Here is a 25,963-nt window from a genome sequence, read left to right as displayed (position 1 = left end):
GTCACCTTATCTCAATAAATATGGAATCCGTAAGTCTTGATACAACTCTTTAACCGTCTTTGAATATAGTTCTTTGAAGTAGTCTTCACTTGCCTTTTTACCAGCGGGACCACTTGTCACAAATGAATTTTGATCATCCGATTTGGTAAAGCCCACGTATGCTCTTTTGTTAGTCTTGGTCTCTTTTAATTCTGAGTGATAGAGATTAAAAACCTGTTTCACCTGCAAACCGAGTTGGCGCTTTGAGAAGACCGCCGTTAGCATCACAAAATCATTTAATTGTAATGGTGGAAGACCCCAGTTCTTCATCTGTTTATCAAAATCACGGTATAGTTTGACCACATCGCGTCTCAATGTAAATGGTGAATCAACTGGTTTCTCTGTGAGCATTGCGTAGAGTTCCTTGGCAGCTTTTAAAGAAATGGGAAAACTCGTCTGAAACACGTCTTCGTACTGATCAAAGTGGTCACCAAGAAAAATCATGGCATCCAGAATGGTCACCAATCGTAGTGGCATTTCATCGTCGACCTTCCCAGATTCAGGGGTAATCGTCTGTCTGACACCCTTAACATATTCTTTTTCAACCGCTTCATCAACTAAACCGTGCTTTCGCTGTTCAGAATAGACTACGAAGTGACACACATCATCGTACAATTCGGTTCCCATGTACATCAACTGTTCGTCAAGTTGCTTGTCACCACTAGTGAGTGGGAAATAAATTTGTGGGAACCCACGCAAGGTCATTAACAAGTGTAACAACTCATGAGTGGCAGTAAAATCAGGCTCGGTTAGATCTCTGATCTGCACGTAAAGTCGATCCCCATTTTGAACCACCTGTGCCTGATCATGGCGTACATAACCAGACTTTAAGTTCCCGATAAACTGAACTTCCACATCGCCCGGGAAAAAGTGACTCACTTCGTTGATTAGCCCTTGGGTCGTCTTACTTAATTGGACATTATCGTTACTCTCAGTCATCTGGTTTCAACTTCCCTTCTAAAATTCGTTTTGCGTTTTCTAAGTTTCTCTGATTTTTTGGTAATTGTTTGAGTGCGTTAACCACCGTGCTGAGATTATCACTAGTCGCCCCTGCTGACATGGCGAGCGATTTCATCTGGAGGTTCATGTGACCCCTTTGAATTCCATCGGTAACAAGGGCCTTTAGTGCGGCCAAGTTTTGCGCCAGTCCCACGGAAGCAATCACTTCCATGAACTCCATGGCGGAGTTAACGTTTAAAATTTGATAGTTAATCTTACTCATTGAAAAGAGTCGGGTTGCCCCACCGATAATTCCCGATGGAACCGGAATGTTAATTTCACCCTTTAGTCCTTTAGAAGTGACCGTCCATTGACTGACACCTCGGTATTGACCATCCCTAGCAGCATAGGAATGAACCGCACTTTCAACGGCGCGCCAGTCATTACCGGTGGCAACGAGGACGGCATCAATTCCGTTCATAATACCCTTATTATGAGTGGCTGCACGTTTTGGATACTTATTCGCGATGAGAGAGGCTTCGGCAATCTTTTTGGCAACATTTTTTCCGTCTAACTGTCCCCGCTTTAGAGCGTGAAACGGAACCACCCCGGACGCTTTAACCAAATTTTTATCCCCATAGTTCGACAAAATACTCATTAAAGACGACTGACTGGTGTTGATTTCAATGTACGTCGAAAGGGCCTCAAGCATCGAATTCATGATGTTAGCTCCCATCGCGTCACCGACGTCAACGAACAGTTCAATCACCAGATAATGATCGTAAAGAGGTGAGATGGTCAAATCATTTACGCCACCGTATTTATCAATTGTGGGATGAGCATCGTGTGCAATCTGCATCAATCTCACTCGATGAATTTCAACCCATTTAGTAAATTGAACCGGATCTTGAACCTTTAAAATGACCTCACCAGTCAAGATGCGACTCTGAGACTTAGCCTGAATGCCGCCACCAGCACGAAGCATGTTGGCGCCGTTACTAGCGGCCGCAATGACCGATGGTTCTTCAATCACCATCGGAATTAAGTGCTCAACCCCATTGATTACAAAGTTAGTCGCAATCCCCTCGGGCAGTCCGTAGTCGGTAAGGTAGTTTTCAATCATGTGGCTACTAGCGTCCACGAAGTGACTTTCAATCACATCAAGTTGTGTCCGATCAAGATCGGCAAATTCGGCAACCTGCTGCAACCGTTTTTGATATGATTTTTTATAAAATCCATTAAAATCGTTCAAAATGACACCTATTTTCTAAAATGAGGACTATTCTCAATGTATTCATTAATCAGTCCCTCACGAACGCCACCGTTTGAGAAAATGACCCGTTTAGAATCAATGAAATTCATCATGACCGTTAAACAAAGGGAGCCACCAATGATGACGTCAGCACGGTCATTTTCAAGGCCATTAATCTTTTGCCGCTCAGCCAAAGTCCGACTCAGAAACATTTCCACCGTGCTGTTGACCTGTTTTCTGGTTAACTGAAAATTTTGAATGTGATCAACGTGACTTAAGTGTTGGTATTGCCGGTTAATTCTTGCAATTGCGCGGGCCGCCCCACCAATCAAAACAATTGGATAATGAAGTGGTTTTTTAATCCATGGGATCCGACTATAAACCTCGATAACGTAACTCTCAGCCGCAAACAAATCCACTGGCTTCACCCGGTCAATCAGGTGAAATTGTTCCGAAATCTTTACCGCCCCAATGGGAACGCTGATACAATGAATATCCTTTTGGTTTCTAACGTGGATAATCTCGACGCTAGCACCACCCACATCCATTAGGAGATAATCTTTAACCGCCAACCGATCAGAGATTCCCAGATAATCATAGTAAGCCTCTTCTTTGCCGGTTAACACGCGAATCTTAATGTGAAGCTGCTTATAAACATTGTGTAAAAAATCCTTTTGATTTTGAGCTTGGCGCACCGCTGCCGTAGCAATGGCACGAACCACAACGTTTTTATACTTTGAATACTCTGACTTAAAGGATCGAAGCGCCGAGATCGTACGATTCATTGCAGTTATCTGTAAAATGTTATTTTGTCCGATTCCCTCAGACAATCTCGTATCGTTCTTAACGCGTTTAATCTCATGGTAATTTCCATCTGGATCAATACAATAAATTGCCATTCTAACTGAGTTTGAACCGATATCAATGATAACAAAGTTCTCCATTCGATTCTCCTCCTCAAGTATTTATTCATATTTGGTGCTATGACAATTTATCTATTTAAAATAATTAATCCCCATGGCATCGCGAACTTCTTCAAGGGTGTTTTCCGCAACAATGTTAGCCGCGTCGCTTCCGTTTTTTAAGACCTGGTAGACATACTCCGGGTCCTTAGCTAACTTTTCTCGACGTTGTCGAATTGGCTTGAGCTCATCTTGCAAAACTTCGTTTAAATATAACTTAATTTTAACATCTCCAAGACCACCGTGTTGATATTGCTTTTTAAGTTCACTAACTTTTTGCTTGTCGTGAGCGAAAATATCCAGGTACGTAAAGACCGTGTTCCCTTCAACCTGGCCTGGATCATCAACGTGAATGTGTTTTGGATCCGTGTACATGGACATGACCTTTTTCTTAATGGTGTAGGCATCGTCAGCAAGGTAAATGGCATTGTTAAGCGACTTACTCATCTTGGCATTTCCGTCAAGACCGGGAATGCGCCCCATGCCTTTCGGTGGGAAAAAGCCTTGTGGCTCAACTAGCACATCTTTGTGATAAGCACTATTAAAGCTTCTGACAATCTCCCTGGTCTGTTCAATCATTGGCTCTTGGTCTTCTCCGACCGGAACCACGGTTGCCTTAAAGGCAGTGATGTCAGCGGCTTGACTGACCGGATAGATGAAGAAACCGGCTGGTACACTTTCACCAAAATTTTTCTGTTTAATCTCAGTTTTAACGGTCGGATTCCGTTTCAACCGGGAAACCGTTACTAAATTAAGATAAATCATGGTCAGTTCATTTAAGGCGGGGATCTGAGATTGGACAAAGATCGTTGATTGCTTTGGATCAAGTCCAACCGCTAGATAGTCCAACGCCACCTGCAAGAGACTGTTCTGAATCTTCTTTGGATCACGAGCGTTATCGGTCAAAGCCTGCATGTCAGCAATCATGATGAACGGGTCGTAGTTGCCAGAATTCTGTAACTCTAAACGGCTCATTAACGAACCAACGTAGTGTCCAATGTGAAGTTTTCCAGTCGGACGATCACCAGTTAACACGATTTCTTTTTTTGCCATAGTAATTTTCCTTTCTTTAATAAAAAACGTCCTATTGAATAATCAATAGGACGCCTTGCACGTGGTACCACCTAAATTGCAGAGGTTTCTCTGCCACTCAAACTATAAGGTCGTTACCCATTATCCAGTTCGTATCGTCTGACTAATCTCAGTAAACATAGCCTCTCTGTTATTTGACTCCACTACTTACTAAACTAATACATATTAAATTCATTTTATGCGATTTATGACGGGTTGTCAAAGCACGAAAAAATTGACAGTACTGGCTTTTCAAATTAGAATTATTCACGAATTAAAGGGAGGAGTATGCACTTGAATAAGGATGAAAAAAACAAAGAGCAAGAGCGGGTCACCTGGGTTGGTTCCCAGTTGGACGAAAAAATCCAAGATACCCAAACCGAATATCAAAAAGCCAAGGCAGAAACTCAACGAGTTCAAAAAGATTACGGGACTAACACGTCCGCAAATTATTTGGAAGCTGATGACCGGATTGAAACCAGTGCCGACCTGCAACAACAGCGAAGCTTAACTAACAAAGTGGTTGAGGATCAAGCCATTGTTGAGGGTCAACTAGCCACTTATCAAGATCTTAAAAAATCACCCTACTTTGGTCGAATTGACATCTCAGACGAGGGCTTTTCTGACGTTGATCACCTGTACATTGGGAAGGCATCTTTCATCGACAAAAACGGTGAATTCTTAATCTATGATTGGCGAGCTCCCATTTCAAGTGTCTACTATAATGGTACGCTTGGAAAAGTTGCTTATGACACTCCCAATGGAAAACAAAACACCGACCTTTTAAAGAAGCGCCAGTTCCAGATTAAAAACGGTAAGATCATCAACATGTTCGACACTAACGAAACGGTTGGTGACGAACTCTTACAGAGTGCTTTAAGTGATGAAAATAACGAAAAGATGCAAAACATCGTGGCCACCATTCAGCACGAACAAAATGACATTATTAGAGATACCACCAGTAACCTGCTAGTCGTTCAAGGAGTGGCTGGGTCAGGCAAAACCTCGGCACTCTTACAACGGATTGCTTTTCTGTTATATCACAGTCGGGACTCTCTAAATGCTGACCAAATCCTACTCTTTTCTCCGAACCTCCTCTTTAGTAACTACATCAAGGATGTACTTCCAAGTTTAGGGGAACGTAATATGCGTCAGGTTACGTTAGCTGAATTTTTTGCCCACCGTCTTGAAGGCATGAAGGTTCAGACCCTTTTTCAACGTTACGAAGCTTCCGATCATGATTCTGATTCTCAACTTCGCGAATTCAAGAATAGTCAGAACTTCATCGATCAGATTGAAAACTACGTCAAGAATCTCACCTCTGATCAAATTAAGTTCGATGACATTCACTTTAATGGTGAAGTTTACTTTTCAAAAAAGGAAATTCGGAAGATTTACGCTAGTTTACCCAGTGGGATGACCAGCAGTGAAAAACTTCTTCAAACGAAGAATCGTTTAATCAAGAGACTGAAGAATCGCATTCACGATGAAACTAAGAAAAAATGGGTTGCTGACATTATCGACACCATGAGCGAAGAACAGTACCACAATCTTCTGGGTGAAAAACACTTAAATGACTTTGAGGAACTAGACGATGAACGAAACTACATCGCCACGCGACTAGTTAAAGATCGACTTAGTACCGTGTACGATGCCATCTACAATGATGAGTTTTTCGATCCATACGTTCAATACGCTGATTTTCTTGACCACGTTAAGTTGCCTGAAAAGGTTAAGCCAGATGCTTTTAAACAAAGTAAAAATGATTTCCTAAATCACATTGAATTTCACCAAATTGGTTTGGATGACACTGCCCCACTACTGTATCTGAGGGATCGTTTCAGTGGGGAAAACAAAAACGTTAAAATTAAGTACCTCTTCGTTGACGAGATTCAGGACTACTCAATTGCCCAGATTATGTATCTCAAGCTCATTTTTCCAAGAGCTAAGTTCAACCTAATTGGTGATAGTGAACAGGCCATCTTCAAGGACGTTGAATCAGCCCAAACGTTACTGGACAAGCTTAATAATGCCATCCCTAGTAAACATTCCCGGCTAATTCAGCTGAATCGTTCATACCGCTCAACTTACCCCATCACGTCCTTTGCCAAATCATTACTACCAGATGGAAATGACATTGAGGCCTTCAACCGAAATGGGGAAAAACCCGAGTTAATCGTGAAGGACAATTTTAATGAACTAACAAGTTCTTTATTTGACGTTATCAATGACCAACTTCAAAAACACGAAACCGTTGCGATCATTACTAGGGATGCCGCATCGGCCAAACAAGTTTATCAAAAGGTCAACGCTCACTTTGATGCTACATTATTAAAAGATAGTGACCGAGATATGACCTCACCAGTTGTCGTGCTTCCCGTCTACCTGGCTAAGGGACTCGAATTTGATTCGGTCATTGCCTGGGACGTCTCAAAAAAGAATTACCCTGATCAGCACTCACTTGGAGTCCTTTACACAATTCTGACGCGAGCCATGCATTCGTTAACCCTGTTGTGTAACGGCGAAGTTTCGCCATTGATTCCTAAACAAGCCATCAGTGATAATTTAATTAAAGTCAGCAAAAATTCAACGGCCGAATAAAAAACTCTCATTACGATTACGTAGTGAGAGTTTTAAACTATTAAAATAAACGATAAGCCATTCCCGGGAGTCGAACCCGGCACCTTTTCCTTACCATGGAAATGCTCTACCTACTGAGCTAGAATGGCATTCCCATTTTACCACACCAAAAATGGTACACTAGGATAGAATTCATAAAGATTAGAAAAGGACGATAATATGAAACGACATTTTAAACTTTCCCTCCTAGTCACTTGTCTCGTACTACTGATGATTCCACTCACAGCCTGCCACAAATCGGCATCCAATGACCAAAAGAAGATTCAGGTTGTAAGTTCCGTTAACTTCTATGGTGATGCTGCTCAGCAAGTCGTCGGAAAGTACGGTCACAACACGTCCATCATCAATTCAGACGTCGATCCCCATGACTTTGAACCGACAACAAATAACGCCAAAGAAGTCGCTAAGGCGAACGTCGTCATCTCAAACGGAATTGGTTATGACGATTGGATGAACGAATTAATTCATAACGCTGGAAACGACCATCAACAGGACGTAAACGTTGGCAAATTGATGCATAAAAAAGACGGTGACAACGAACACATCTGGTATAAACCTACTACCATGGACAACTTAGTTGACCATCTAGTCACCGTCTACAGTAAGATTGACCCTGATCACCACGAGTATTTTGAAAAAAACGCCCAAGCCTACAAGCATGAATGGGGCAAAACACAACGGTTAATCAAGCAGTTATCAAAGAATTCGCACGGTCAATCAGTTGCAACCAGCGAACCCGTCTTTGACTACTCGCTATCAGCCCTTGGCTACAAACTTAAAGATTATGGATTCTCAAATGCCATTGAAAAGGGCGTCGATCCTTCGGTCAGTGACATCTCCAACCTGCAAAGTGATATGCGCAACCATAAGATTGCCTTCTTCGTTAATAACACTCAGTCTGATAGTCCGGTGGTAACACAAATGGTTAAATACGCTAAAAAGCATCAGGTGCCCATCCTAAACGTATCAGAGACCGCTCCAAAGGGGCAAAATCACATGCAGTGGATGAACAATCAGTACCGCGAACTTGAAAAAATCCAAAAGCAACAATAAAAAAATGATGCTCAAAATTTGAGCATCATTTTTGATTTAGTTAACTTTTAAAGCTTGTTCCATTGCCTTTTGTTCCATCTGATTTTTAACTTTGTTCTGCATTTGCGCCTTAAATTCGTTCCCAGCTTGTTTTTGCAACTTAGCTTGGTCTTTTGGTGACATCTTTGGATTTTCGGCCATAGCTTGTTGCATCTTAGCTGCCACAAACTGTTTCCCAGAAGCGGCCATCTGCTGCTGAGCTTCGGGGTTTTGTTGTGATTGTTTCATTTGAGCGGCTTCTTGTTTCATGGCCTTCCCAAATGCTTTCGCCTGTTCAGGTGTAAATACCATATAACCAGATTTTACGTGGAATGTATTCGTACGTTTAATAAAAGCTTCTTTTTGAGCAAACATGAAAAAGACTTTGTAAAATTTGTTTTTGTAGACCCAATCCTGTTGCTTAGTAACTAGCTTGTTTGAGTCGCCACCCGGTTTGATTTCATTCGTAGTGTCAATCGCAGGTGTCACGGTTGGTTTCTTTTGATTTGCATTCTTTTTGTAGATCACAACTTTATCATTCGTCTGACCAATCTTCTTATACAATATCATGTTGGCTTGTTTATTCACGGATGTAAACGAAGTGGTCTTAACCGTGGTCTTCTTTTCCATCCCGAAATGGTCATGATAATTGGCAATCATTAGACCAATGGTAATGATAATCAAAGCAGCAAATAGCAGCCCTAAAGAGGTCGCTACTTTTTTATTCGCAATCAAATTCCAAGTTAGGAAAAAGGCAATTACAAAAATAATCAATAAAATAAATATCATTATTCTTGGCCTCCTTTATCATCAAAAGCAGCATCTTGGGTAACGTGACCCTTCTTTAAAGCAAACGTCAAAAGAAATGCTACCAGTGAGATTAGAAAGGCAACGCCAAAGGCAGCCATGTAACCCTTTAAGGTTGCATCAATGGCACCAGAACGGTATGCCAATGGATTAATCTTAAGTAAGTGTTTTGCTGGCATATTATTGCTAGTAACATTTGATAGAATTGAAATCATGACAGCAGTTGAAATTGAACCACAAATCTGCCGAAATGTATTATTAGCAGCGGTTCCGTGACCCATTTCTGAGACTGGTAAGGCATTCATTCCAGAAGTCGTTACTGGCATCATCGACATTGCAACTCCAAACATTCGAACTGCATAAAGGATCGTTACATAAATAGTTGGAGTATCCTTAGTCAGAAATAGGAACGGAAGGGTACCAACTGTAAGTAAGAATAATCCACCCATTGCTAAACGACGAGCCCCAAACTTATCAAATAGTCTTCCAGTAATTGGACTCATAAATCCGGTTAAAAGTGCACCTGGTAATAGGGTTAGTCCAGAATGAAAGGCACTCATCCCTCTAACAATTTGCAAGTAGAGTGGCAGTACCATTTCGACTCCAACCATTCCCATGAAGACCACCGCACTAACAATGGTTCCAAGTCGGAATTCACGTGATTGAAAAACATTCAAATTCAAGAACGGATTCTTCATGACAAGTTGACGCCAACCAAAGAGGATAATAAAAATAACCCCGATAATCAGTGACCAAACAACGGTCGGACTGCCCCAGCCGTCATTTCCAACTGATGAAAATCCATATAGTAAACTTCCAAAACCAATGGTTGAAAGAACCAGTGAGAAGTAATCTAACTTACTCTTCTTAGTTGGTAGAACTGGTTTAACAAAAAATAGTCCTAATATAATGACTACGGCAACAATTGGCGCAATAATCCCAAATAGATTTCGCCAAGATGAGGTATCAATCACCCATCCAGATAACGTTGGTCCAATTGCAGGAGCTAACCCAACAACGATTCCGGCCAGTCCCATGGCGGTTCCCCGTTTTTCTGCTGGAAAAATTGACAACATGATGGTCTGAAGTAATGGCATGGCAATACCAACACCAACTCCTTGAATCAAACGAGATCCAAATAAGAACCAGAAAGTCGGAGCAACCCAAGCCCCTACCGTTCCGATCTCAAAGATGATCATCGCTGATAAGTACAGCCATTTAGTGTTAAAACGCCCACTCAACCAGGCACTAACCGGAATCAAGATTCCGTTGACCATCATAAATCCAGTGGTTAACCACTGAACGGTTGAGGTATTAACATTAAAGGCATGCATTAATGTAGGAAAAGCCGTTGACAAAATGGTTTGGTTTAAAACCGTACAGAAAGTTCCAACCAAAAGAATAATGACAAACATGGTTCGATTATACTTTTTGCCATTAGCATCAACAGCAGGAATATTATGCATTATATATGCCCCTTTCAAAAACTTAATTAATTAATGTTTGCTCAAAATTACAACACTGACTACTATACAACCATCCAACGTCTATGTCAATTTAATTGACACGTGCATTATTTTACATATAATTAGTATTGTATTATTTAACGAATTCATCGAGTTTGATTAAGCATAGAAAGTAGGTAACCCCTTGGAAAATGAGAATGATCAAGACGTAGCTGACCTCAACGGACGACTCGGAAAAATCATCAAAAAGAATAACATTTCGGTTGGAATTGGTGACATCTCCAAATGTTCCGGTCTTTCCCAAAGTAAGATTCGCTACTGGGAACAACGAGGATACATCACCTCTTTACCAGTTCAAAAAAACCAAAATAAAAGATACAGCATTCACACCTTAATCACTGTTTTATTAATCAAATCATATCTCGAGTCCGGATTTACTTTAGCAACGGCAGTTGATAAGGCGAAACGCCACGAACAAATCAGCAAAGTTTTTAAAAAGTTAATCCTCGATCGGGTTCAATACGTTAAAACTAAAAATGGTGACTACTGCATTAATATGGGCCCTCTTTCAGATGACCCCAGTAAATCTGTCATCATCAAAGTAAGTGATCGTGGTAGTAAGATCACACTAATGGATACAAAAAAGACACTTCCTAATTAATTGGGAAGTGTCTTTTGGTTTAGACTAAATTATTTGTTTTCGCCTAATTTAACCTTGTCTAAAATGTTTAAGTCAGAATCAATATCGTAAACAATTGGTTGTCCAGTAGCAATCTCAACGTTCATGATGTCTTCATCAGAAATTCCTTCGATGTACTTAGTTAAAGCACGAAGGGAGTTACCGTGGGCAGCAACGATCACGTTCTTGTTGTCTAACAACTTCGGTGCAATGTGATCCTGCCAGAATGGAATAACTCGTTCCAAAGTAACCTTTAAGTTCTCACCACCAGGGATCGCCTTTGGATCTAAGTCAGCGTAACGACGATCTTTAGCAGCTGAGCCTTCATCATTTGCGTCCAAAAGTGGAGGCAAAACATCGTATGAACGACGCCAGATGTGAACTTGTTCCTTACCGAATTTTTCAGCAGCTTCCGCCTTGTTTTGGCCTTGAAGTGCACCATAGTGACGTTCGTTTAAACGCCAAGACTTCAAAACTGGAATCCATAATTGGTCACTTTCATCCAAGACATAGTCTAAGGTTTTGATGGCACGCTTTAAAACTGAAGTGTAAGCTTGGTCAAATTGAATGCCAGCTTCGGCAATTAATTTACCCGCATTCTTAGCCTGCTTAACTCCTTCTTCACTTAAGTCAACGTCAACCCAACCAGTGAATTGGTTCGATAAGTTCCATTCACTTTGACCGTGTCTAACAAATACTAATTTAGCCATTGTAATTACCCCTCTTTTGTTTTTATACTAACTCATTTTACATCATTTAAAACTTTTTTTCACTAACTTACTGATCTTACTGAACCAGCCTGGTTTTCGATTTCTCGCCACTTCGTCAACGTTTTGGACCCCCAAAACATCCAGTAAAAAGGTGAAAACAGGAACCGAAACGATTAATCCCCACGTCCCAAAGATGTGTTCGCCAACCAGTAGGACTACGAACGTAAAGAAGATTGGCAGTTCGGTCTTAGCCGACATAAACTTGGGGTTCAACACGTATGCTTCAAGTAGATGAACCAGCATGATGATGATGAAAATGTATATAACGTATCTAAAACCACCCACCGTGTAACCAATCAAGGTTAGAGGGATTAAAGAAATAATGACCCCAGCCACCGGAATAAGACTCAAGAAGAAAATCATGACGGCGAGGATTAAAAGCTGTGGGATTTGCATAATCCACAAACAAATCGTAGTTATGGTGGTGTTACAGATTGCGATGAAGAATTGAGCTTCAATCACGACCCCAAAGGTTTTAACGAAAGTCTTCGCAAAATACAGGATATCCGAGAAGAACCAACCAAAGGTACTGGTTAAAAACTTCTTAGAAAAGCGCTTCACCTGCTTCAATTCTAAGGTGAAGAAGAAACTCAAAAGTAGTGACATGAACATCGCAATCCCAGTTGAACCAATGCTCGTGATATAACTCCAAATCAGGTTCATGCTTCCCTTAATCTGGTTTGGTACATTAAAGTTTTTTAGTAACCATAGAACCCATGAACGTAATTCGGGGTTTTTAATCGAGTGTGGACTTTCGTAAAAGGTAATCAACGTCTTGGTTATCTCAACCCCCTGCTCAGCGATTTGGGGCAGATACAGAATACTCACCAGCACAATGGCTCCCACGATTAATAAGTAAATCACGATGACCAAGATTGGGATCGGAATCTTAATCCGAGCTCGAATCCAAAGTACCAGCTTGGTTATTAATAACGTAAAGATAAAGGTCAGAAGAATGGTGGTCATCATTGAACGACAGAGATACAAAACCACGATGATTAGTAACAAGACCGCTGCTCGTCTTAACTTCGTGTTATTTAAAAATTTTTGCCACCAATTGGTTAAATTATCCATTTTGGTTTTAATCCATCCCCTCTCCATCCATAATTCTTATTTAACGCTTTACTCAGGTCAATTTTAATAGTAGTACGCAGTATTTTCATTATAGCATCTAATGTAATTTGTTAAAATTCATGTCAGTCTATTTTACGAGTTTCACAAAAAAAGGTTATAATGACCATATAACTATTGAATTAAAGAGAGGTTTTTATATGCTTGAAAAGACGTTTTACAGTGAATTTATCAAACACAGTTTTAATATTCCATTAAAGGTAACATACTGGGATGGTTCTACCAAGACCTATGGTAAGGGTGAGCCTAAAGCTCACATTACCATCCACAAGGCAATTCCAATCAAAGATATTACCAGTAATGCTTCAATCGCTCTAGGTGAAGCATACATGGATGGTGTAATCACTGTTGAAGGGATTTCTTTAGAAGATTTAGTTGCAGCAGCCTACCTTGATAGTAGTAGTTTCTTACACAACAAGAAATTCATTAAGTGGCTACCAAAGTCTTCTCATTCAGAAGCAGCAAGTAAAAAAGATGTCCAAAAGCATTATGACATCGGAAATGAATTCTACAAAATCTGGCTGGATAAGACCATGACCTATTCATGTGGTTACTGGGAAAGTCCAGAGGATAGCCTGTACGATGCTCAGATGAATAAAGTTCATCACATCATCAAGAAACTAAACCCACAGCCTGGTGGTACTCTTTTAGATATCGGTTGTGGTTGGGGTACTTTAATGTTAGTTGCCGCTAAAGAATACGACTTAAAGGTCACTGGTGTGACCCTTAGTCAGGAACAATGCGATTACGTTAACGAACAGATCAAGAAGTACGGTCTTGAAGATGTCGCTGAAGTCCGCCTTCAAGATTACCGTGAACTACCAAAGTCAGAAAAGTGGGACTACATCACGTCAGTCGGAATGTTTGAACACGTTGGTAAAGAAAACCTTGACGAATACTTCAAGGTCGTTTCAGACCACTTAGCCGAAAACGGAAACGCACTCATCCATGGAATCACTAGACAACAAGGTGGTGCAATCAATGGTTGGCTTAATAAGTGGATTTTCCCTGGTGGTTACATTCCTGGTTTGACCGAAAACTTAGACCACATTATTGATAATGGCATGCAAATCTATGACCTGGAATCATTAAGAAGACACTACCAGAAGACGACGGAAACATGGGATAAAAACTTCAATGCACACCGAAAAGAAATTGAAAACATGTTTGATGAACGTTTCTGCCGCATGTGGGACTTATACCTTCAAGCCTGTGCCGCTTCATTTAAGGTTGGAAATATCGATGTTATGCAGTACCTCATTTCAAAGGGACCAGCTGGTGCATCACTTCCAATGACCCGTGACTATATGTACAAATAACTTAATATAATAAATAGTAAAAGACGTAACTTCAACTGATGAAGTTACGTCTTTTTGTTATCAAATATTTATTAAAGGACAAACGTTAACAGAAACACCGCCGCCAGTCCTGCCATCACTGAAACTAGCATGGATCTGGTCCAGTAGGCAATCCCAATTACCAACACGGCAGCGATTAATTCTGGTCCCTGACCACTAATTGAAAAGGCATATGATTGATTAATAAAAATATCCTTTATTACCAGTGAAGTAAACAGACAAATTGGTACAAATTCCATCCATTCGGTAAACCACTTTGGAATCTTGCGCTTTCTAAAAAATGCTAAGGGTATAAATCTTGGAGCTAAGGCAACCAAAAAACACAGCAGTATTAACAGAAAGTGTTGCATCGCATCCCATTTCATAACAATTCTCCCAACTTATTCCTTTGGTGTACCCGCAGGGTTTTTAAACGTCTTAAGAAAAATACTCTTCTTGTTGGTCTTCCGCTTGCGAATTCGGAAATACTTATCCAACAAAAATCCGACAAACGACGCCACTAGGGTAGCTGCTACCAATCCTAGCGTTGATTTTGTTAACACTAAGAAGAAAATTGCAAGACCAGCAGCAAGAAGTGCAATGAACACTTTTAACAGGTCTTTTAACTGCATCACAATCATATACAAGAAGAGCGCTGTGAGTGCAAAATGCACCACAGTCAGATCAATTGTAAGAGCTGACCCAATTAAACTCCCCACTAAGTTACTAATGGTCCAGAAGAATAAAGTAAAGTGTTCCACCTGCAACGCATCCTTCGGGGTCCATTTCTTGTCAGTTGAAAATTTTAAATAGTTCACAGCGTAATTTTCGTCATTTAAAGAACAGGCAAAAAAGAACGTAAAGAGCGTGTTCTGCCCGTGAAGATACTTAGAAAGACTTGATCCTAATAATGCGTATCTCAGCTCTAGGAAGAACAGCATCAACACAATCGTTAGAAGTGGTGAATTAATGGTTAACATGGATGCGATCAAAAATTGGGCACCACCGGAAAAAACCAGCAGTGATACCAAAATCGTGTTAAACGTGTTAAATCCCGCAGCGTGTAGCAAAATCCCACACGCCAAACCAATTGGAATGTAACTCAAGTCTAAGGGAAATGAGACCTTGAAATTGGCTTTCCAAGTAGGTTCATTAGGATTCGGTACTAATTTTGTCAATTGAAATCCTCCACTTGATTTCTCGAATAAATAACCTAAAAAATTAATTAACTTTTTGCGTACATTGTTCATTATAAGAAAAAATGGCAAAATAACAAACCATAATTTTGTTCTAATGGTAATTATCAGAAAAATTCCACGATTTCACGGAACAATCTCGAAAAGAAGCCAACCTTATCAACGCTTTGGCAGGTAACGATTGGCGCTTTTCCACCATCATGATTTAAAAATTCCACCTTCTGATTTTTAAATCCAACTTGATTAGTTCCAATCTTCTGATTTTTAAGCACGGGAGCCGATACCGCATTATCTTTAGCATGCTTTGGATCAAGTCTAATGTGGTTGCTAAACTCATTTGGTTGAGAAACTTTGCCCCACAGGGTAACTGGTTTGCTCATCTTGACTTTAACCGTCCGTTTTTTCCCGTTAATCACCTTTAGATGATTCTCGGTAAACTGCTCGTTATCGTACTTCATGGGGCGATAATTCTTGATTACATGTTCCATTAAGTTCTTAGTAACGATAAATCGTTGATTAGGCTTAGCACCCATGACTACCGTGATAATGCGATGACCATGGTGATTATCTAAAGTCCCTGCGAAGTTTTCGCCCGCTTTCTTAGAAGTTCCCGTTTTTAGGCCATCCACGTTTAGGGCTGGATCGTAATATCGTTGTCCCTTCAACATTTCGTTAGAAGTTTTGACAACTTCTTTCGGTTTCTGGTCGGTATCACCAAAGGTATACTGCGTTTTCTTAGTGGTTTTTAGCACATCCGGATACTGTGAAATGATTTTGGAAGAGATGATTGCCGTGTCCTTTGCTGACATCTCATTTTCAGAATCACCAGTCACCCTTGGTAAGTTCATCGGTGCAACCTGTTTATTAGTCAGACCACAGGCATTATAGAATTTGGCGTCTTTAACTCCCAATTCTCTGGCAGTCTTTCGCATGGTTTTGGCAAAATTCTCACTGTTACCAGAGATTTTATCACCAAGTGCCATCGCACTCGCGTTAGCTGAACCAATCAAGGCCGTTGAATAGAGTGCCCTTACCGTATATTTCTTATGGGCCTCTAATTTAACGTTGGTGAACCCTTTTTTGGTACTTAATTTGGCAACTGCAGGTGAAATATTCACCTTAGTGTCCCATTTCAATTGATGATCATGAACTCGTTTTTGAACTATGTATGCGGTGAGTAACTTACTCATCGAGGCTGCCGGTAAGTTTCTAGCAGAGTTTTTTTGATAAATAATCTGTCCTGATTTAGCGTCTACTGCGATGGCAGCTTTACTATCGATTTCGTTCGAGTTGCCCTTGACCAAGGTCTCTGGAATCATGGCAATAAGCGCTAACGTCATGATTAAAAATGAAACGAGAAATTGATGACCATTATGATTACTTTTCTTGGTTTTCATTTTTCTCTCCTATCACATGTTTATTTTTCCGTAATGGATGCTTAACATCCAATGGAAGGTAAATCTTAAATGCGGTTAATTTTTTCGTTGAAGAAACGTTAATATAACCACCCTGATTGGTGACAATCTCACGAACAATGGCAAGTCCTAAACCAGTTCCACCAGTTTTGGTATTTCGTGACTCCTCAACCCGGTAAAAACGATCAAAGATGTGATCGAGTGAACCCCTTGGAATCTGTTCGCCATCGTTTGAAACGATAATCTCAACTCCCTCACTACTAAACGGCTTAGCAGAAAGATAGATGTGACGGCCACCCTTTCCATACTTAAAAGCATTTGAAATCAGGTTATTAAATACCCGACCTAACGATTCCGCGTTGGCTTTGATCCAAATGTCGCGCTTGAGTGGCTTCATCTCAATCGTCATCTTGTGCTTAGATGCATCAAGTTTAAATGAGGTCTGAAGCTGTTCCAATAGGGCATTCACATCAATGTTATCAATTTTTTGCGACGGCTTAGACTTGTCACCTGCCTTAGCATACTCAAAGAGCCGGTCCACCAACTGTTTCATTTGTTGCGCCTTTAAATAAGCAATATGCGAATACTTTAAAATGTCGTCTTCATTTTGATACTGACCGTCTTCAATAAGACCAAGATACCCCAGAATTGAAGTCAAGGGCGTTCTTAAATCATGACTAACACTGGTGACCAACTTGTCCTTTGATGCTTCCACTTCGCGCTCATCATTCATGGATTCAATGACACTGTCAACGAGCGCATTGATACTCTGAATGACCCGCTCGGTATCTCCCTTTAATTCAAAGGGAATTCGATGGTCAAAGTGCCCGTTCGCAATGTAATGCAATTCCGAAATAATGTGACGGAGTTGCATTTGGTGATAGCGCCGAATCAGCCGCCAGTAAATAATAATGACGTCAATCACACCCATGGCAATGATGAAGAGATTCTCCCAGCTAAGCAATCGAAAGTGCATCGGCCCAAAAGTCACTGACTGCTTAATGATAAAGATTCCGTCCCTAAGACCGGGGTTACTCTCAATTGACTCAGTAATAATGACGGTAATCGCCAAGTTTAAAAGGAGTAATAATATTAAAGTAACTACTCCTTCACCAAATAATTCAGTTTTTTCCTTCGTCGTTAATTTCAAACTCAAGATTCCTTTTATTATGCTTCCACTTTGTAGCCGACGCCCCAAACGGTTTGAATTACTTTTTCACCGCCAGTGGCTTCTTCAATCTTGTCGCGTAAATGACTGACGTGGACCATCACGGTTTTAGCCGAAATGATACTTTCTTGTTTCCAGACGCGCTCAAAAATCTCATCAGCAGAAAAGACCCGGTTCGGATGGCTGGCAAGCAGGTACAAAATGCCAAACTCCAGAGCGGTTAACTGAATTTCTTTGCCATCTTCCGTCTTAACTTCGTGTGAATCTTTGTTGATGGTAAGTGGACCCACGTTTAAAATATCGGGCTTGTCCTTAGTGACGTCGTTTTGGCTTCTTCTAAGCAGGGAACGAACTCGTGCCATGATTTCCAACGGGTTAAATGGCTTGGTCACGTAATCATCAGCTCCAGAGACCAGTCCCTGAATTTTATCCATATCAGCCGTTTTAGCGGACAACACAATGATTGGAATCTGTGAATCTTTGCGAATCTCTTTAATGACGTCGATCCCACTCATTCCGGGCATCATAATATCCAAAATTACCAAGCCGATGTCTGGTTCAGTACGTAAAAGTGAGAGGGCATCACTACCGTTATAGGCCGAGATTGGTTCGTATCCTTCGTTTTTAATATAAATTTCTAATAACTGTGCGATTTCTTTATCGTCATCAACAACTAAAATTTTCATTTTAATTACCTCGAATTCACTATTTTCTTTCAGTTTATCAGATTAAAAACAGAGATTAACCAAAATTGTTTTAATATTATAAACATTTAAACTTTCACATCAAAAAAATCGTAGACCAGTTGATCCACGATTCATTAATTAATTTCGGTTCCCGGTAAATAGTCCATTGGTAATTGGGAAACGATGACGCATGTACAAAATTCCCGCAATTCCAATCACACCAATCACTGCATCAACAATCGGACTGGTAATCGGGTTAATCACTCTCGGAATATACGTTCCACCAAAGAAGACTAACATCCAAATTGCGAACAATAGAACCATCATCAAAGCTCGAATGATGCCATTATATTTATGCTTTACTCCTGGAGCAAACAAGTTAGTCATAAGTGGCATCCCGGCACCAGCAACAATTGAGGAAACGAAGATTCCAGTAATCCCCATTACACCACCTTTTGATGCTTGCGAGGAATTAATAAAGAACATGGCTGCGTATAAGAAACAGAACAGGACCAAAAACCACAAAAAGTTGTACGTGGCATCAATCACATAGGTGATGGGTGTCATCTTCTGGGGTTTCTTTGGCGGGTGAACCGTAACCTGCACTTTTTGAGCAACCGTTCCATACAGATTCTTTGCGGTAACCCCACTCTTTTGAGCCTTTTTTAGTTCGTTTACCATCGTACTGATCTGAGCAGCTTGCTTTTCTGGTTCCAATTTGGTTTCCGAAAGTTCCTGCTTAAACTTATACATATATTCAGCATTTCTCTTGGTCAAACCAACGTGATCAAATTGTTCTCGTTCAGCAATCTTAGTGTTTGAGTGATGTTGATGCTGTTTTGCTTTAGCATTTCGTTTTCGATTATCTTCCTCGCTCATAATTTCCTCCTAGACGTTGAACCTAAATTCGGCAATGTCGCCATCCTGCATGACGTAATCCTTACCTTCAACCCGCAATTTTCCAGCCTCTTTAACGGCATTTTCACTTCCATATTTATCGAGGTCTTCAAAGGACATAATCTCAGCTCGAATAAAGCCCCGTTCAAAATCAGAATGGATAATTCCAGCGGCTTGAGGTGCCTTAGTGCCCTTCTTGAAGGTCCAGGCTTTGGTCTCTTTGCCACCTGCAGTAAAGAAGGTTTCCAGTCCAAGCAATTTGTATGAAGCCCGAATTAACTTATTTAGACCGGGTTCACTAACTCCTTCAGCTTCAAGAAAGTCAGCTTTGTCATCATCACCTAGTTCAGCAATTTCCTGCTCAGTTTCGGCAGCAATCCCAATTGCCTGGGCCCCGTGCTTTTGAGCATAGTCCTTAACCAGTTTGAAATACTTGTCACTTTCTGGATCAGCCATCGATTCTTCACTAATGTTAGCGACATACAAAACGGGTTTAGAGGTTAAAAGAAACAATCCCTTAACAATTTTCTGCTCGTCTTCATCAAAATCAATATCCCGAACAGCTCCACCATCTTCAAGCACCGGTTTAATCTTGTTTAAAACATCCAGTTCTTCCTTGGCTTCGTCCGAGCCCTTTGCTGCTCTTTGAACTTTACCAATTCGTTTATCAACGGCATCTAAATCAGCAATCCCAAGTTCGACGTTGATCGTTTCAATATCGCCAATGGGGTCAACGGTTCCAGTAACTGAGGTGATATTGTCGTCATCAAAGGCCCGCACCACGTGGACAATGGCGTCCACTTGACGAATGTTTTCAAGAAACTTGTTTCCAAGTCCTTCACCTTTACTAGCACCCTTTACAATCCCCGCGATGTCGGTAAATTCAAAAGTAGTTGGTACCACCTTTTTAGCTGGGATCAATTCCTGAATCCGGTCTAACCGCTTGTCTGGCACTTCCACCATTCCTACATTTGGATCAATCGTTGCGAAAGGATAGTTAGCCATTTCAGCACCAGCTTTAGTAATGGCATTAAAAAGTGTTGACTTACCAACGTTCGGCAACCCAACGATTCCCGCTGTTAAAGACATCCTGCTTACCTCTTTTAGTTAATTTCTTCGTGTTTTTCTAGTATTTTCTTTAAACGTTTCTCAAATTGTCGTCGACTAATCATCACAATGTGACCACAACCCATGCACTGAACCTTAATGTCAGCTCCCATTCGAATGATCTCCCATCGATTTGTGCCACAGGGATGCTGTTTCTTCATTTCAACGATATCATTCATTCCATACATAAAAATATCCTCCCTAGTCGAGATGAATATCCAATAGGTCTAAAATCCGGTTCAAATCGTCGTTTGACATGTAATCAATCTGGATTTGCCCCTTACCAATCTTAGAATTGGTCTCATTAATCAAAACTTTGGTTCCAAATTTATCTTGAAGTTGGTCCTCGCTCTCCTTAATGTAGGGAGACTTGGACTTTTTCACTGGTCGTTTACTCTTAGTTGAATGAGCCTTGTTAGCCTTAGCAATCAGCTTTTCTAACTGTCTAACCGTCAAGGTCTCATCTTTGGCTTTCGTAGCTAAACTCAAAAGTTGTGATTTCTCTTTGACTGACAAAAGAGCGCGCGCCTGTCCCATTGACAGTTGTTTTTTCTGCAACATGTCTTTAACTGACTGGGGCAACCCCAGCAAACGAAGATAATTCGCAATATAAGGGCGGCTCTTCCCTAAGCGTTCTGAAACTTGTGCTTGCGTTAAATTCAATTTCGTCATTAAAGTATCGTACGCTTGAGCTTCTTCTAGTGGATTAAGGTCCTCACGCTGTAAGTTTTCCATTACAGCGATTTCCATCATTTGCTCTTCGGTGGCATCACGAATGATTGCTGGAATTTTAGTTTTCCCAGCAGCTTTAGATGCCCGAAATCGACGTTCACCAGCAATAATCTGGTAATTATGATTGTCAACGTCGTGGCGCACAATAATTGGCTGAAAAACTCCTGATTCTTTAATGGATTGGGTTAAATCGTCAAGAGCCTTCTGATCAAACTTCTTTCTTGGTTGATAAGGATTAGGTGAAATCTCGGTCAGGTCAAGATCAACGACTGCTTCGTCATCACTATTAACGTCATTGTCCTTAAACAATGCTTCAATTCCACGTCCTAATCCCTTACTATTTTTGTTGGTCATGGGCAGCTAACACTTCCTTTGTCAATTCCATGTATACTTTGGCGCCTTTTGATTTGGCATCATAGTCAATGATCGGTAGTCCATGACTGGGGGCTTCCGATAAACGAACGTTTCTGGGGATGACGGTGGTGTACACCTTATCTTTAAAAAACTTTCTGACCTCACCATTGACTTGTGCTCCAAGATTAGTACGGGAATCAAACATAGTCAATAACACTCCCTCAATCTTGAGATTGGGATTGAAATGTTTCTGGACCAAACCAATGGTATTAAGCAATTGGCTCAATCCCTCTAGGGCATAATACTCGGATTGAACCGGGATCAGAATCGAATCACTGGCGGTAAAGGCGTTAATCGTGATTAATCCCAAAGAAGGTGGGCAGTCAATTAAAATGTAATCGTACTTGTCAGAGACACTCTCAAGTGCCGTTTTCAAGCGTGTTTCACGCGCCATCATGGGGGTCAACTCAATCTCTGCTCCAGATAATTGAATGGTAGCAGGAACAATATCGAGATTTTGATGAGCCGAATGTAGGATAACGTCTTCAATCGGCTCTTCATTAACTAAAACATCATAAATATCTTTATTAATTTTTTGCTTACTAAGGCCAACACCACTAGTGGCATTCCCCTGGGCATCGGCGTCAACCAGCAGGACCTTCTTGCCCTTTGTAGCTAGATCAGCCCCCAAGTTAACAGCAGTAGTGGTCTTACCAACGCCACCCTTTTGATTTGCAAGCGATATAACGGTTCCCATGTTGTTCCCTCCTTCTTACTTGATCGGATCCTTATTTGGAGTTCCAGCTTTTCTTGGATACTTCTTCGGTGTCTTGGTCACTTTATCAATGACAATTATATTTCTGACTTCATCGTTTTCCGGTAATTTAAACTCAAAGTCATTTTCGACTCTACCACCTAAAGTTGTAATCGCCTTTTTTGCTCCCTTCAGTTCTTCAGGAGCCCTAGCGGCCTTTAACGCAATTAACTTGCCACCAATCTTAACCAGTGGAAGGCACAACTCAGACATCACACTCAACCGCGCCAGTGCCCGTGCGGTCGCAAAATCAAATTGTTCACGATCTTTCGACCGCTTCCCACCAAATTCCTCGGCACGAGCATGAACAAGGCGCACGTTAGTCAGTCCCAGTTCACTAACTAGTTGTTTCAAAAAGATAATCCGCTTATTAAGTGAGTCCACGATGGTGACCTCTAAATCGGGGTTAATAATTCTAAGTGGGATTGACGGAAACCCGGCTCCCGCACCAACATCTACAATTGATCTTGCTTTTTTAAGCTCTGGTATGTAAAAAACGGGGGTAAGTGAATCGTAAAAGTGCTTTAGATACACGTCATCACGTTCAACGATGGTCGTCAAATTCACCTTTTGATTATACGACACTAAGAGTTCGTAGTACTTTTTAAACTGTTCTACTTGAAAGTCCGATAGTGAGATATCGTGCTTTAACAATGCCGCTTTAAACTGTTCTGGATTCATTTACTTCTCCTATGTAAAACAAACAATTGGAAACTACTTAAAGTTAAACCAATTTAAATTAGACCCTTTATTCATTATAACGAAAATTTAAAGATTTCGTTACCAAAAAAAGGAAAAAAATTGCCTAGCAATTTACTCCGTTCCGTTTAATCTTGCATCTTTTGAACTTCAGATTTAAACCAGTCATTAAACGCTTGGGCGTCAATGTCAACGGCAACCTTAGCATTAGTTTGACCATGATGATAAGCACCACGAATATCACCAACGGTGGCACCATTGGCGGGTCCAGTAGTTTGAATATCAATCCACATCTCTTCAGTAGTAAGTAATTCTGGGTGTAGTAGGTAGAAAATCGTATTAACATCATGCATGGCCACGCCTGCATCACTTTGATCCCCATCACTAGTGATAATGGCAGAGAGCATCTCTCCCGCTCGATTCATTTTCTTAATTTCAGCTAAAGTTTCGTTAGTAAGAAGAGCTTTTTTGGTCACATCAAGTCCAATCATCACGATTTTAACGCCACTTTGATACATTATTTTGGCCGCATCTGGGTCAGTAAAGACGTTAAATTCAGCAGCACTGGTCATGTTACCACGTCCAAGTGCTCCGCCCATGGCAACAATCCGCTCTAACTTGGCTTTTACTTCTGGATATTCAGACAGTAGGAGGGCAACGTTAGTATAAGATCCCGTTGCGACCAACGTGACTGGCTCTTCACTGTCCATAATGTGGTCATGAAGGGCTTTCACCGCGGTCATTTTCAATGGCTCTGGCAGTTCACCCGTAAAATCATAACCGCGCATCCCAGACTCACCGTGAATCCGAGCCGCATCTTCAAACGGCTTTATCAAAGGATTGGCGGCTCCACTAGCGACTTTCACTCGCTCACCATCATGAAAAAAATTAATAATTTTGAGGGCATTAATCGTGGTTTTATCAACCGTCACGTTTCCAGCGACGGTGGTCACCAAGTCCACATCCAGTTCTGGCTCATTGAGTGCCACTGACAAAGCCGCAGCATCGTCAATTCCTGGGTCCATGTCCATAATAATTTTTTGCATAATATCCCTCCGTTTTAAATCCGTCGTTATTAGTCAAGTTTACCACACGCATAATTGAATTAGCTGCTTTAGATTAAAAGCAATCAAAAAAGAGACGGCCTAAGCTGTCTCTTTTTTTAAATATGGAAGTAAACTCACTGATGGTCGTTTTACTCGATCGAGAATTCCTAATCCATCTAGAACCGTTCCACCAATTACATTTACTCGATTAATATCTTCAATGTGACGATCGGTCGATTGATTATCATACAACATTACTGGTAAAATCTTGTAAGTTGATAATCCATCCTGAGTTTGTGAATCACCAACCCGACTTGAGGTAACAATCAACAAGTCATCATCCTCTAAAGAATCCATCAATTCTGATAACATGACATCAACTTTCTTCAGTTCCGATGAGAATTGATCCAAATCACCTTCCATAGCGGAGGTTTGAAGATCTGGAACTTGAACGTAAATAAAACCGCTCCGAACCTTTTCCAGTTGATGATTTAATTCAACAAAAGCAGAGGTATTATCGGGTACCTGGATCCGTCTGGAAAAGTCCTGAACCTGAAGATATTCCACAAATCGGGAAATGATCACGGAACTCTTTTCCGCTTTATAAACCTCTTCAAAGACGCTTGACACCCGTGAATTAACGGCACAATCAAACATTTCTCGCAATCCAGAAGCGGGCCGGTTAACCACGGAATTAGTTCGAACTAATCCGTAAGCGCCCTCGGGATTGACTTCATCTGATGAAGAACGACCCCCATCAAAAAAAATGTTAAAAAGGCCCAACCGCCGAAGTGACGGTAAGTCCGACTTTGATGATTGATTCAAAACGTGTGAAAGGATGTTATCGCTTGAAGCGTTAAGTTGTTCTGCTTCATTGTCCGAGCGTAATCCGAGTGATGCTAAATCCACAACAATTACCCTTTTATAACTCACGTTTTCATCTCCCATGCGACTTAATAAAATTTAATTATATTCTATAATGCAATAATAAAATGCCCATGTCAATTGACTTAGCAGTAAAATGATAGTATCACAATTCACAACCGAGGTTTAAAAAATGAAATCAATTAATGAAGACAACATCATATTATTAGGTGACTCGTTAACTCGTGGTTTTGACGGAGAAAAAGATTTAGTGCACAATTGGCCCTATTATTTAGGTCAAATTTTACCATTTAACTTCATCAAAAACGCGGGTCAGAATGCTGGGACCATTACCGGCAATTGTGAACTAGACTTAACCTATCAGGTTAACCACAACAATTTTCGTGACTACGACATTGCCACGATCTTTTACGGTACCAACGATTTTGCCCACCGCTACGATACTTTAGAAGTAGTTAAAAGGATGTTAAACGAAAACATCCAGCAAATCAGGGCTGAAAATCCGTCCATCCAAATTCTAGGAATCCTTCCATTGAACCGCTTCGATGGTGGCGCCGATAACTACCACATTGAGGGACTCGCCCACTACACGTTTGGTCAGCTCCTTTGCGGCTTAGCCACCGTTTATCGCCAAAATAACATTCCGTATCTGAACTGGCGTAAGGTGGCACCAACCCTTGTCGACGACGATAATTACAAAACCAGACTGCATGACCATCGTCTTCACCCTAATTCCGCTACTTACAAAATGATGGCTGAAATCATTGCAAAGTTTATTAAAGCAAACGTCAACTAAAGGG

Annotated in this window: 26 protein-coding genes and 1 tRNA gene; 5 read left to right on the top strand and 22 right to left on the bottom strand. The window is 40.9% G+C overall.

The window, feature by feature from the left end; translation table 11 throughout:
• Positions 1–6: 6 nt before the first annotated feature.
• From AC6UDD_RS06670 to trpS, 4 genes are read right to left on the bottom strand one after another with little or no spacing between them, the layout of a single operon-like run.
• Complete coding sequence (locus AC6UDD_RS06670) at positions 7–978, bottom strand: IpaB/EvcA family protein (RefSeq protein ID WP_500719938.1); 972 nt, start codon at positions 976–978, stop codon at positions 7–9.
• Positions 971–2,230 (bottom strand): hydroxymethylglutaryl-CoA reductase, degradative, encoded by a 1,260-nt coding sequence (locus AC6UDD_RS06665; RefSeq protein ID WP_500719934.1) that lies wholly within the window; start codon positions 2,228–2,230, stop codon positions 971–973. Before AC6UDD_RS06665 ends, AC6UDD_RS06670 begins: the two co-directional genes overlap by 8 nt.
• Positions 2,231–2,238: 8 nt before the next feature.
• Positions 2,239–3,174 (bottom strand): Ppx/GppA phosphatase family protein, encoded by a 936-nt coding sequence (locus AC6UDD_RS06660; protein ID WP_500719932.1) that lies wholly within the window; start codon positions 3,172–3,174, stop codon positions 2,239–2,241.
• 51 nt (positions 3,175–3,225) lie between these two features.
• Positions 3,226–4,245: a tryptophan--tRNA ligase gene (trpS, locus tag AC6UDD_RS06655; protein WP_500719929.1), complete on the bottom strand. Its 1,020-nt coding sequence runs from the start codon at positions 4,243–4,245 to the stop codon at positions 3,226–3,228.
• 306 nt (positions 4,246–4,551) lie between these two features.
• Here trpS and helD point away from each other — a divergent pair, with 306 nt between their 5' ends.
• Positions 4,552–6,864: an RNA polymerase recycling motor HelD gene (gene helD / locus AC6UDD_RS06650; protein WP_500719927.1), complete on the top strand. Its 2,313-nt coding sequence runs from the start codon at positions 4,552–4,554 to the stop codon at positions 6,862–6,864.
• A gap of 55 nt (positions 6,865–6,919) precedes the next feature.
• On the opposite strand, the gene AC6UDD_RS06645 is transcribed toward helD, so the two are convergent.
• A tRNA-Thr gene (locus AC6UDD_RS06645) sits at positions 6,920–6,992 on the bottom strand.
• Positions 6,993–7,062: 70 nt separating this feature from the next.
• Between AC6UDD_RS06645 and AC6UDD_RS06640 the strand changes: the two genes are divergently transcribed.
• Positions 7,063–7,956, top strand: a complete 894-nt coding sequence (locus AC6UDD_RS06640) for a metal ABC transporter solute-binding protein, Zn/Mn family (protein WP_500719923.1) — start codon at positions 7,063–7,065, stop codon at positions 7,954–7,956.
• A gap of 36 nt (positions 7,957–7,992) precedes the next feature.
• On the opposite strand, the gene AC6UDD_RS06635 is transcribed toward AC6UDD_RS06640, so the two are convergent.
• Positions 7,993–8,763, bottom strand: a complete 771-nt coding sequence (locus AC6UDD_RS06635; RefSeq protein WP_500719919.1) for a DUF4811 domain-containing protein — start codon at positions 8,761–8,763, stop codon at positions 7,993–7,995.
• Positions 8,763–10,247, bottom strand: a complete 1,485-nt coding sequence (locus AC6UDD_RS06630) for an MDR family MFS transporter (protein ID WP_500719916.1) — start codon at positions 10,245–10,247, stop codon at positions 8,763–8,765. The genes AC6UDD_RS06635 and AC6UDD_RS06630 overlap by 1 nt, the downstream gene beginning before the upstream one ends.
• A 184-nt stretch (positions 10,248–10,431) precedes the next feature.
• Between AC6UDD_RS06630 and AC6UDD_RS06625 the strand changes: the two genes are divergently transcribed.
• Positions 10,432–10,908 carry a MerR family transcriptional regulator gene (locus AC6UDD_RS06625; protein ID WP_500719913.1) on the top strand — a complete coding sequence of 159 codons (477 nt, stop codon included), beginning with the start codon at positions 10,432–10,434 and terminating at the stop codon, positions 10,906–10,908.
• 29 nt (positions 10,909–10,937) lie between these two features.
• Here the strand turns inward: AC6UDD_RS06625 and AC6UDD_RS06620 are convergent, their stop codons facing one another.
• Complete coding sequence (locus AC6UDD_RS06620) at positions 10,938–11,636, bottom strand: 2,3-diphosphoglycerate-dependent phosphoglycerate mutase (RefSeq protein ID WP_500719910.1); 699 nt, start codon at positions 11,634–11,636, stop codon at positions 10,938–10,940.
• A 42-nt stretch (positions 11,637–11,678) separates the two neighbouring features.
• A complete protein-coding gene (locus AC6UDD_RS06615) occupies positions 11,679–12,770 on the bottom strand; it encodes an AI-2E family transporter (protein ID WP_500719908.1) in 1,092 nt (363 codons plus the stop codon).
• A gap of 197 nt (positions 12,771–12,967) precedes the next feature.
• On the opposite strand from AC6UDD_RS06615, the gene AC6UDD_RS06610 reads away from it, so the two are divergent.
• Entirely contained in the window at positions 12,968–14,146 is a 1,179-nt protein-coding gene (locus AC6UDD_RS06610) for a class I SAM-dependent methyltransferase (RefSeq protein WP_500719905.1), read from the top strand.
• 71 nt (positions 14,147–14,217) lie between these two features.
• On the opposite strand, the gene AC6UDD_RS06605 is transcribed toward AC6UDD_RS06610, so the two are convergent.
• The 13 genes from AC6UDD_RS06605 to AC6UDD_RS06545 all read right to left on the bottom strand — a co-directional run bounded on the left by AC6UDD_RS06605 (position 14,218) and on the right by AC6UDD_RS06545 (position 25,211).
• Complete coding sequence (locus AC6UDD_RS06605; protein ID WP_500719902.1) at positions 14,218–14,550, bottom strand: AzlD domain-containing protein; 333 nt, start codon at positions 14,548–14,550, stop codon at positions 14,218–14,220.
• 15 nt (positions 14,551–14,565) lie between these two features.
• The gene (locus AC6UDD_RS06600) at positions 14,566–15,342 is read right to left on the bottom strand and encodes an AzlC family ABC transporter permease (RefSeq protein ID WP_500719900.1); all 777 of its coding nucleotides are present in this window, start codon (positions 15,340–15,342) and stop codon (positions 14,566–14,568) included.
• A 125-nt stretch (positions 15,343–15,467) separates the two neighbouring features.
• The gene (locus AC6UDD_RS06595) at positions 15,468–16,757 is read right to left on the bottom strand and encodes a D-alanyl-D-alanine carboxypeptidase family protein (protein ID WP_500719897.1); all 1,290 of its coding nucleotides are present in this window, start codon (positions 16,755–16,757) and stop codon (positions 15,468–15,470) included.
• Positions 16,738–17,925, bottom strand: coding sequence for a sensor histidine kinase (locus AC6UDD_RS06590; RefSeq protein WP_500720047.1), 1,188 nt, complete (start codon positions 17,923–17,925; stop codon positions 16,738–16,740). Before AC6UDD_RS06590 ends, AC6UDD_RS06595 begins: the two co-directional genes overlap by 20 nt.
• Before the next feature lie 17 nt (positions 17,926–17,942).
• Positions 17,943–18,629 carry a response regulator transcription factor CroR gene (croR, locus tag AC6UDD_RS06585; RefSeq protein WP_500719895.1) on the bottom strand — a complete coding sequence of 229 codons (687 nt, stop codon included), beginning with the start codon at positions 18,627–18,629 and terminating at the stop codon, positions 17,943–17,945.
• Positions 18,630–18,767: 138 nt separating this feature from the next.
• Positions 18,768–19,508: a DUF1129 family protein gene (locus AC6UDD_RS06580; protein WP_500695787.1), complete on the bottom strand. Its 741-nt coding sequence runs from the start codon at positions 19,506–19,508 to the stop codon at positions 18,768–18,770.
• 9 nt (positions 19,509–19,517) lie between these two features.
• The gene (ychF, locus tag AC6UDD_RS06575) at positions 19,518–20,615 is read right to left on the bottom strand and encodes a redox-regulated ATPase YchF (protein ID WP_500699625.1); all 1,098 of its coding nucleotides are present in this window, start codon (positions 20,613–20,615) and stop codon (positions 19,518–19,520) included.
• A gap of 14 nt (positions 20,616–20,629) precedes the next feature.
• Positions 20,630–20,821, bottom strand: coding sequence for a DUF951 domain-containing protein (locus AC6UDD_RS06570; RefSeq protein WP_500719891.1), 192 nt, complete (start codon positions 20,819–20,821; stop codon positions 20,630–20,632).
• A gap of 13 nt (positions 20,822–20,834) precedes the next feature.
• Positions 20,835–21,719, bottom strand: coding sequence for a ParB/RepB/Spo0J family partition protein (locus tag AC6UDD_RS06565; RefSeq protein WP_500719888.1), 885 nt, complete (start codon positions 21,717–21,719; stop codon positions 20,835–20,837).
• On the bottom strand, positions 21,703–22,476 hold the full coding sequence (locus AC6UDD_RS06560) for a ParA family protein (RefSeq protein WP_500694026.1): 774 nt from the start codon (positions 22,474–22,476) through the stop codon (positions 21,703–21,705). Before AC6UDD_RS06560 ends, AC6UDD_RS06565 begins: the two co-directional genes overlap by 17 nt.
• A 15-nt stretch (positions 22,477–22,491) precedes the next feature.
• On the bottom strand, positions 22,492–23,214 hold the full coding sequence (gene rsmG, locus AC6UDD_RS06555; protein WP_500719884.1) for a 16S rRNA (guanine(527)-N(7))-methyltransferase RsmG: 723 nt from the start codon (positions 23,212–23,214) through the stop codon (positions 22,492–22,494).
• A 146-nt stretch (positions 23,215–23,360) separates the two neighbouring features.
• Positions 23,361–24,278 carry a ribonucleoside hydrolase RihC gene (gene rihC / locus AC6UDD_RS06550; RefSeq protein ID WP_500719882.1) on the bottom strand — a complete coding sequence of 306 codons (918 nt, stop codon included), beginning with the start codon at positions 24,276–24,278 and terminating at the stop codon, positions 23,361–23,363.
• A 99-nt stretch (positions 24,279–24,377) separates the two neighbouring features.
• The gene (locus tag AC6UDD_RS06545) at positions 24,378–25,211 is read right to left on the bottom strand and encodes a phosphopentomutase (protein WP_500719880.1); all 834 of its coding nucleotides are present in this window, start codon (positions 25,209–25,211) and stop codon (positions 24,378–24,380) included.
• 124 nt (positions 25,212–25,335) lie between these two features.
• Here AC6UDD_RS06545 and AC6UDD_RS06540 point away from each other — a divergent pair, with 124 nt between their 5' ends.
• The gene (locus AC6UDD_RS06540; protein WP_500719877.1) at positions 25,336–25,959 is read left to right on the top strand and encodes an SGNH/GDSL hydrolase family protein; all 624 of its coding nucleotides are present in this window, start codon (positions 25,336–25,338) and stop codon (positions 25,957–25,959) included.
• Positions 25,960–25,963 lie beyond the last annotated feature (4 nt).

This window comes from Fructilactobacillus sp. X2R1C3 (genome assembly GCF_059901425.1).
This window is presented reverse-complemented; position numbering and strand designations above follow the sequence as displayed.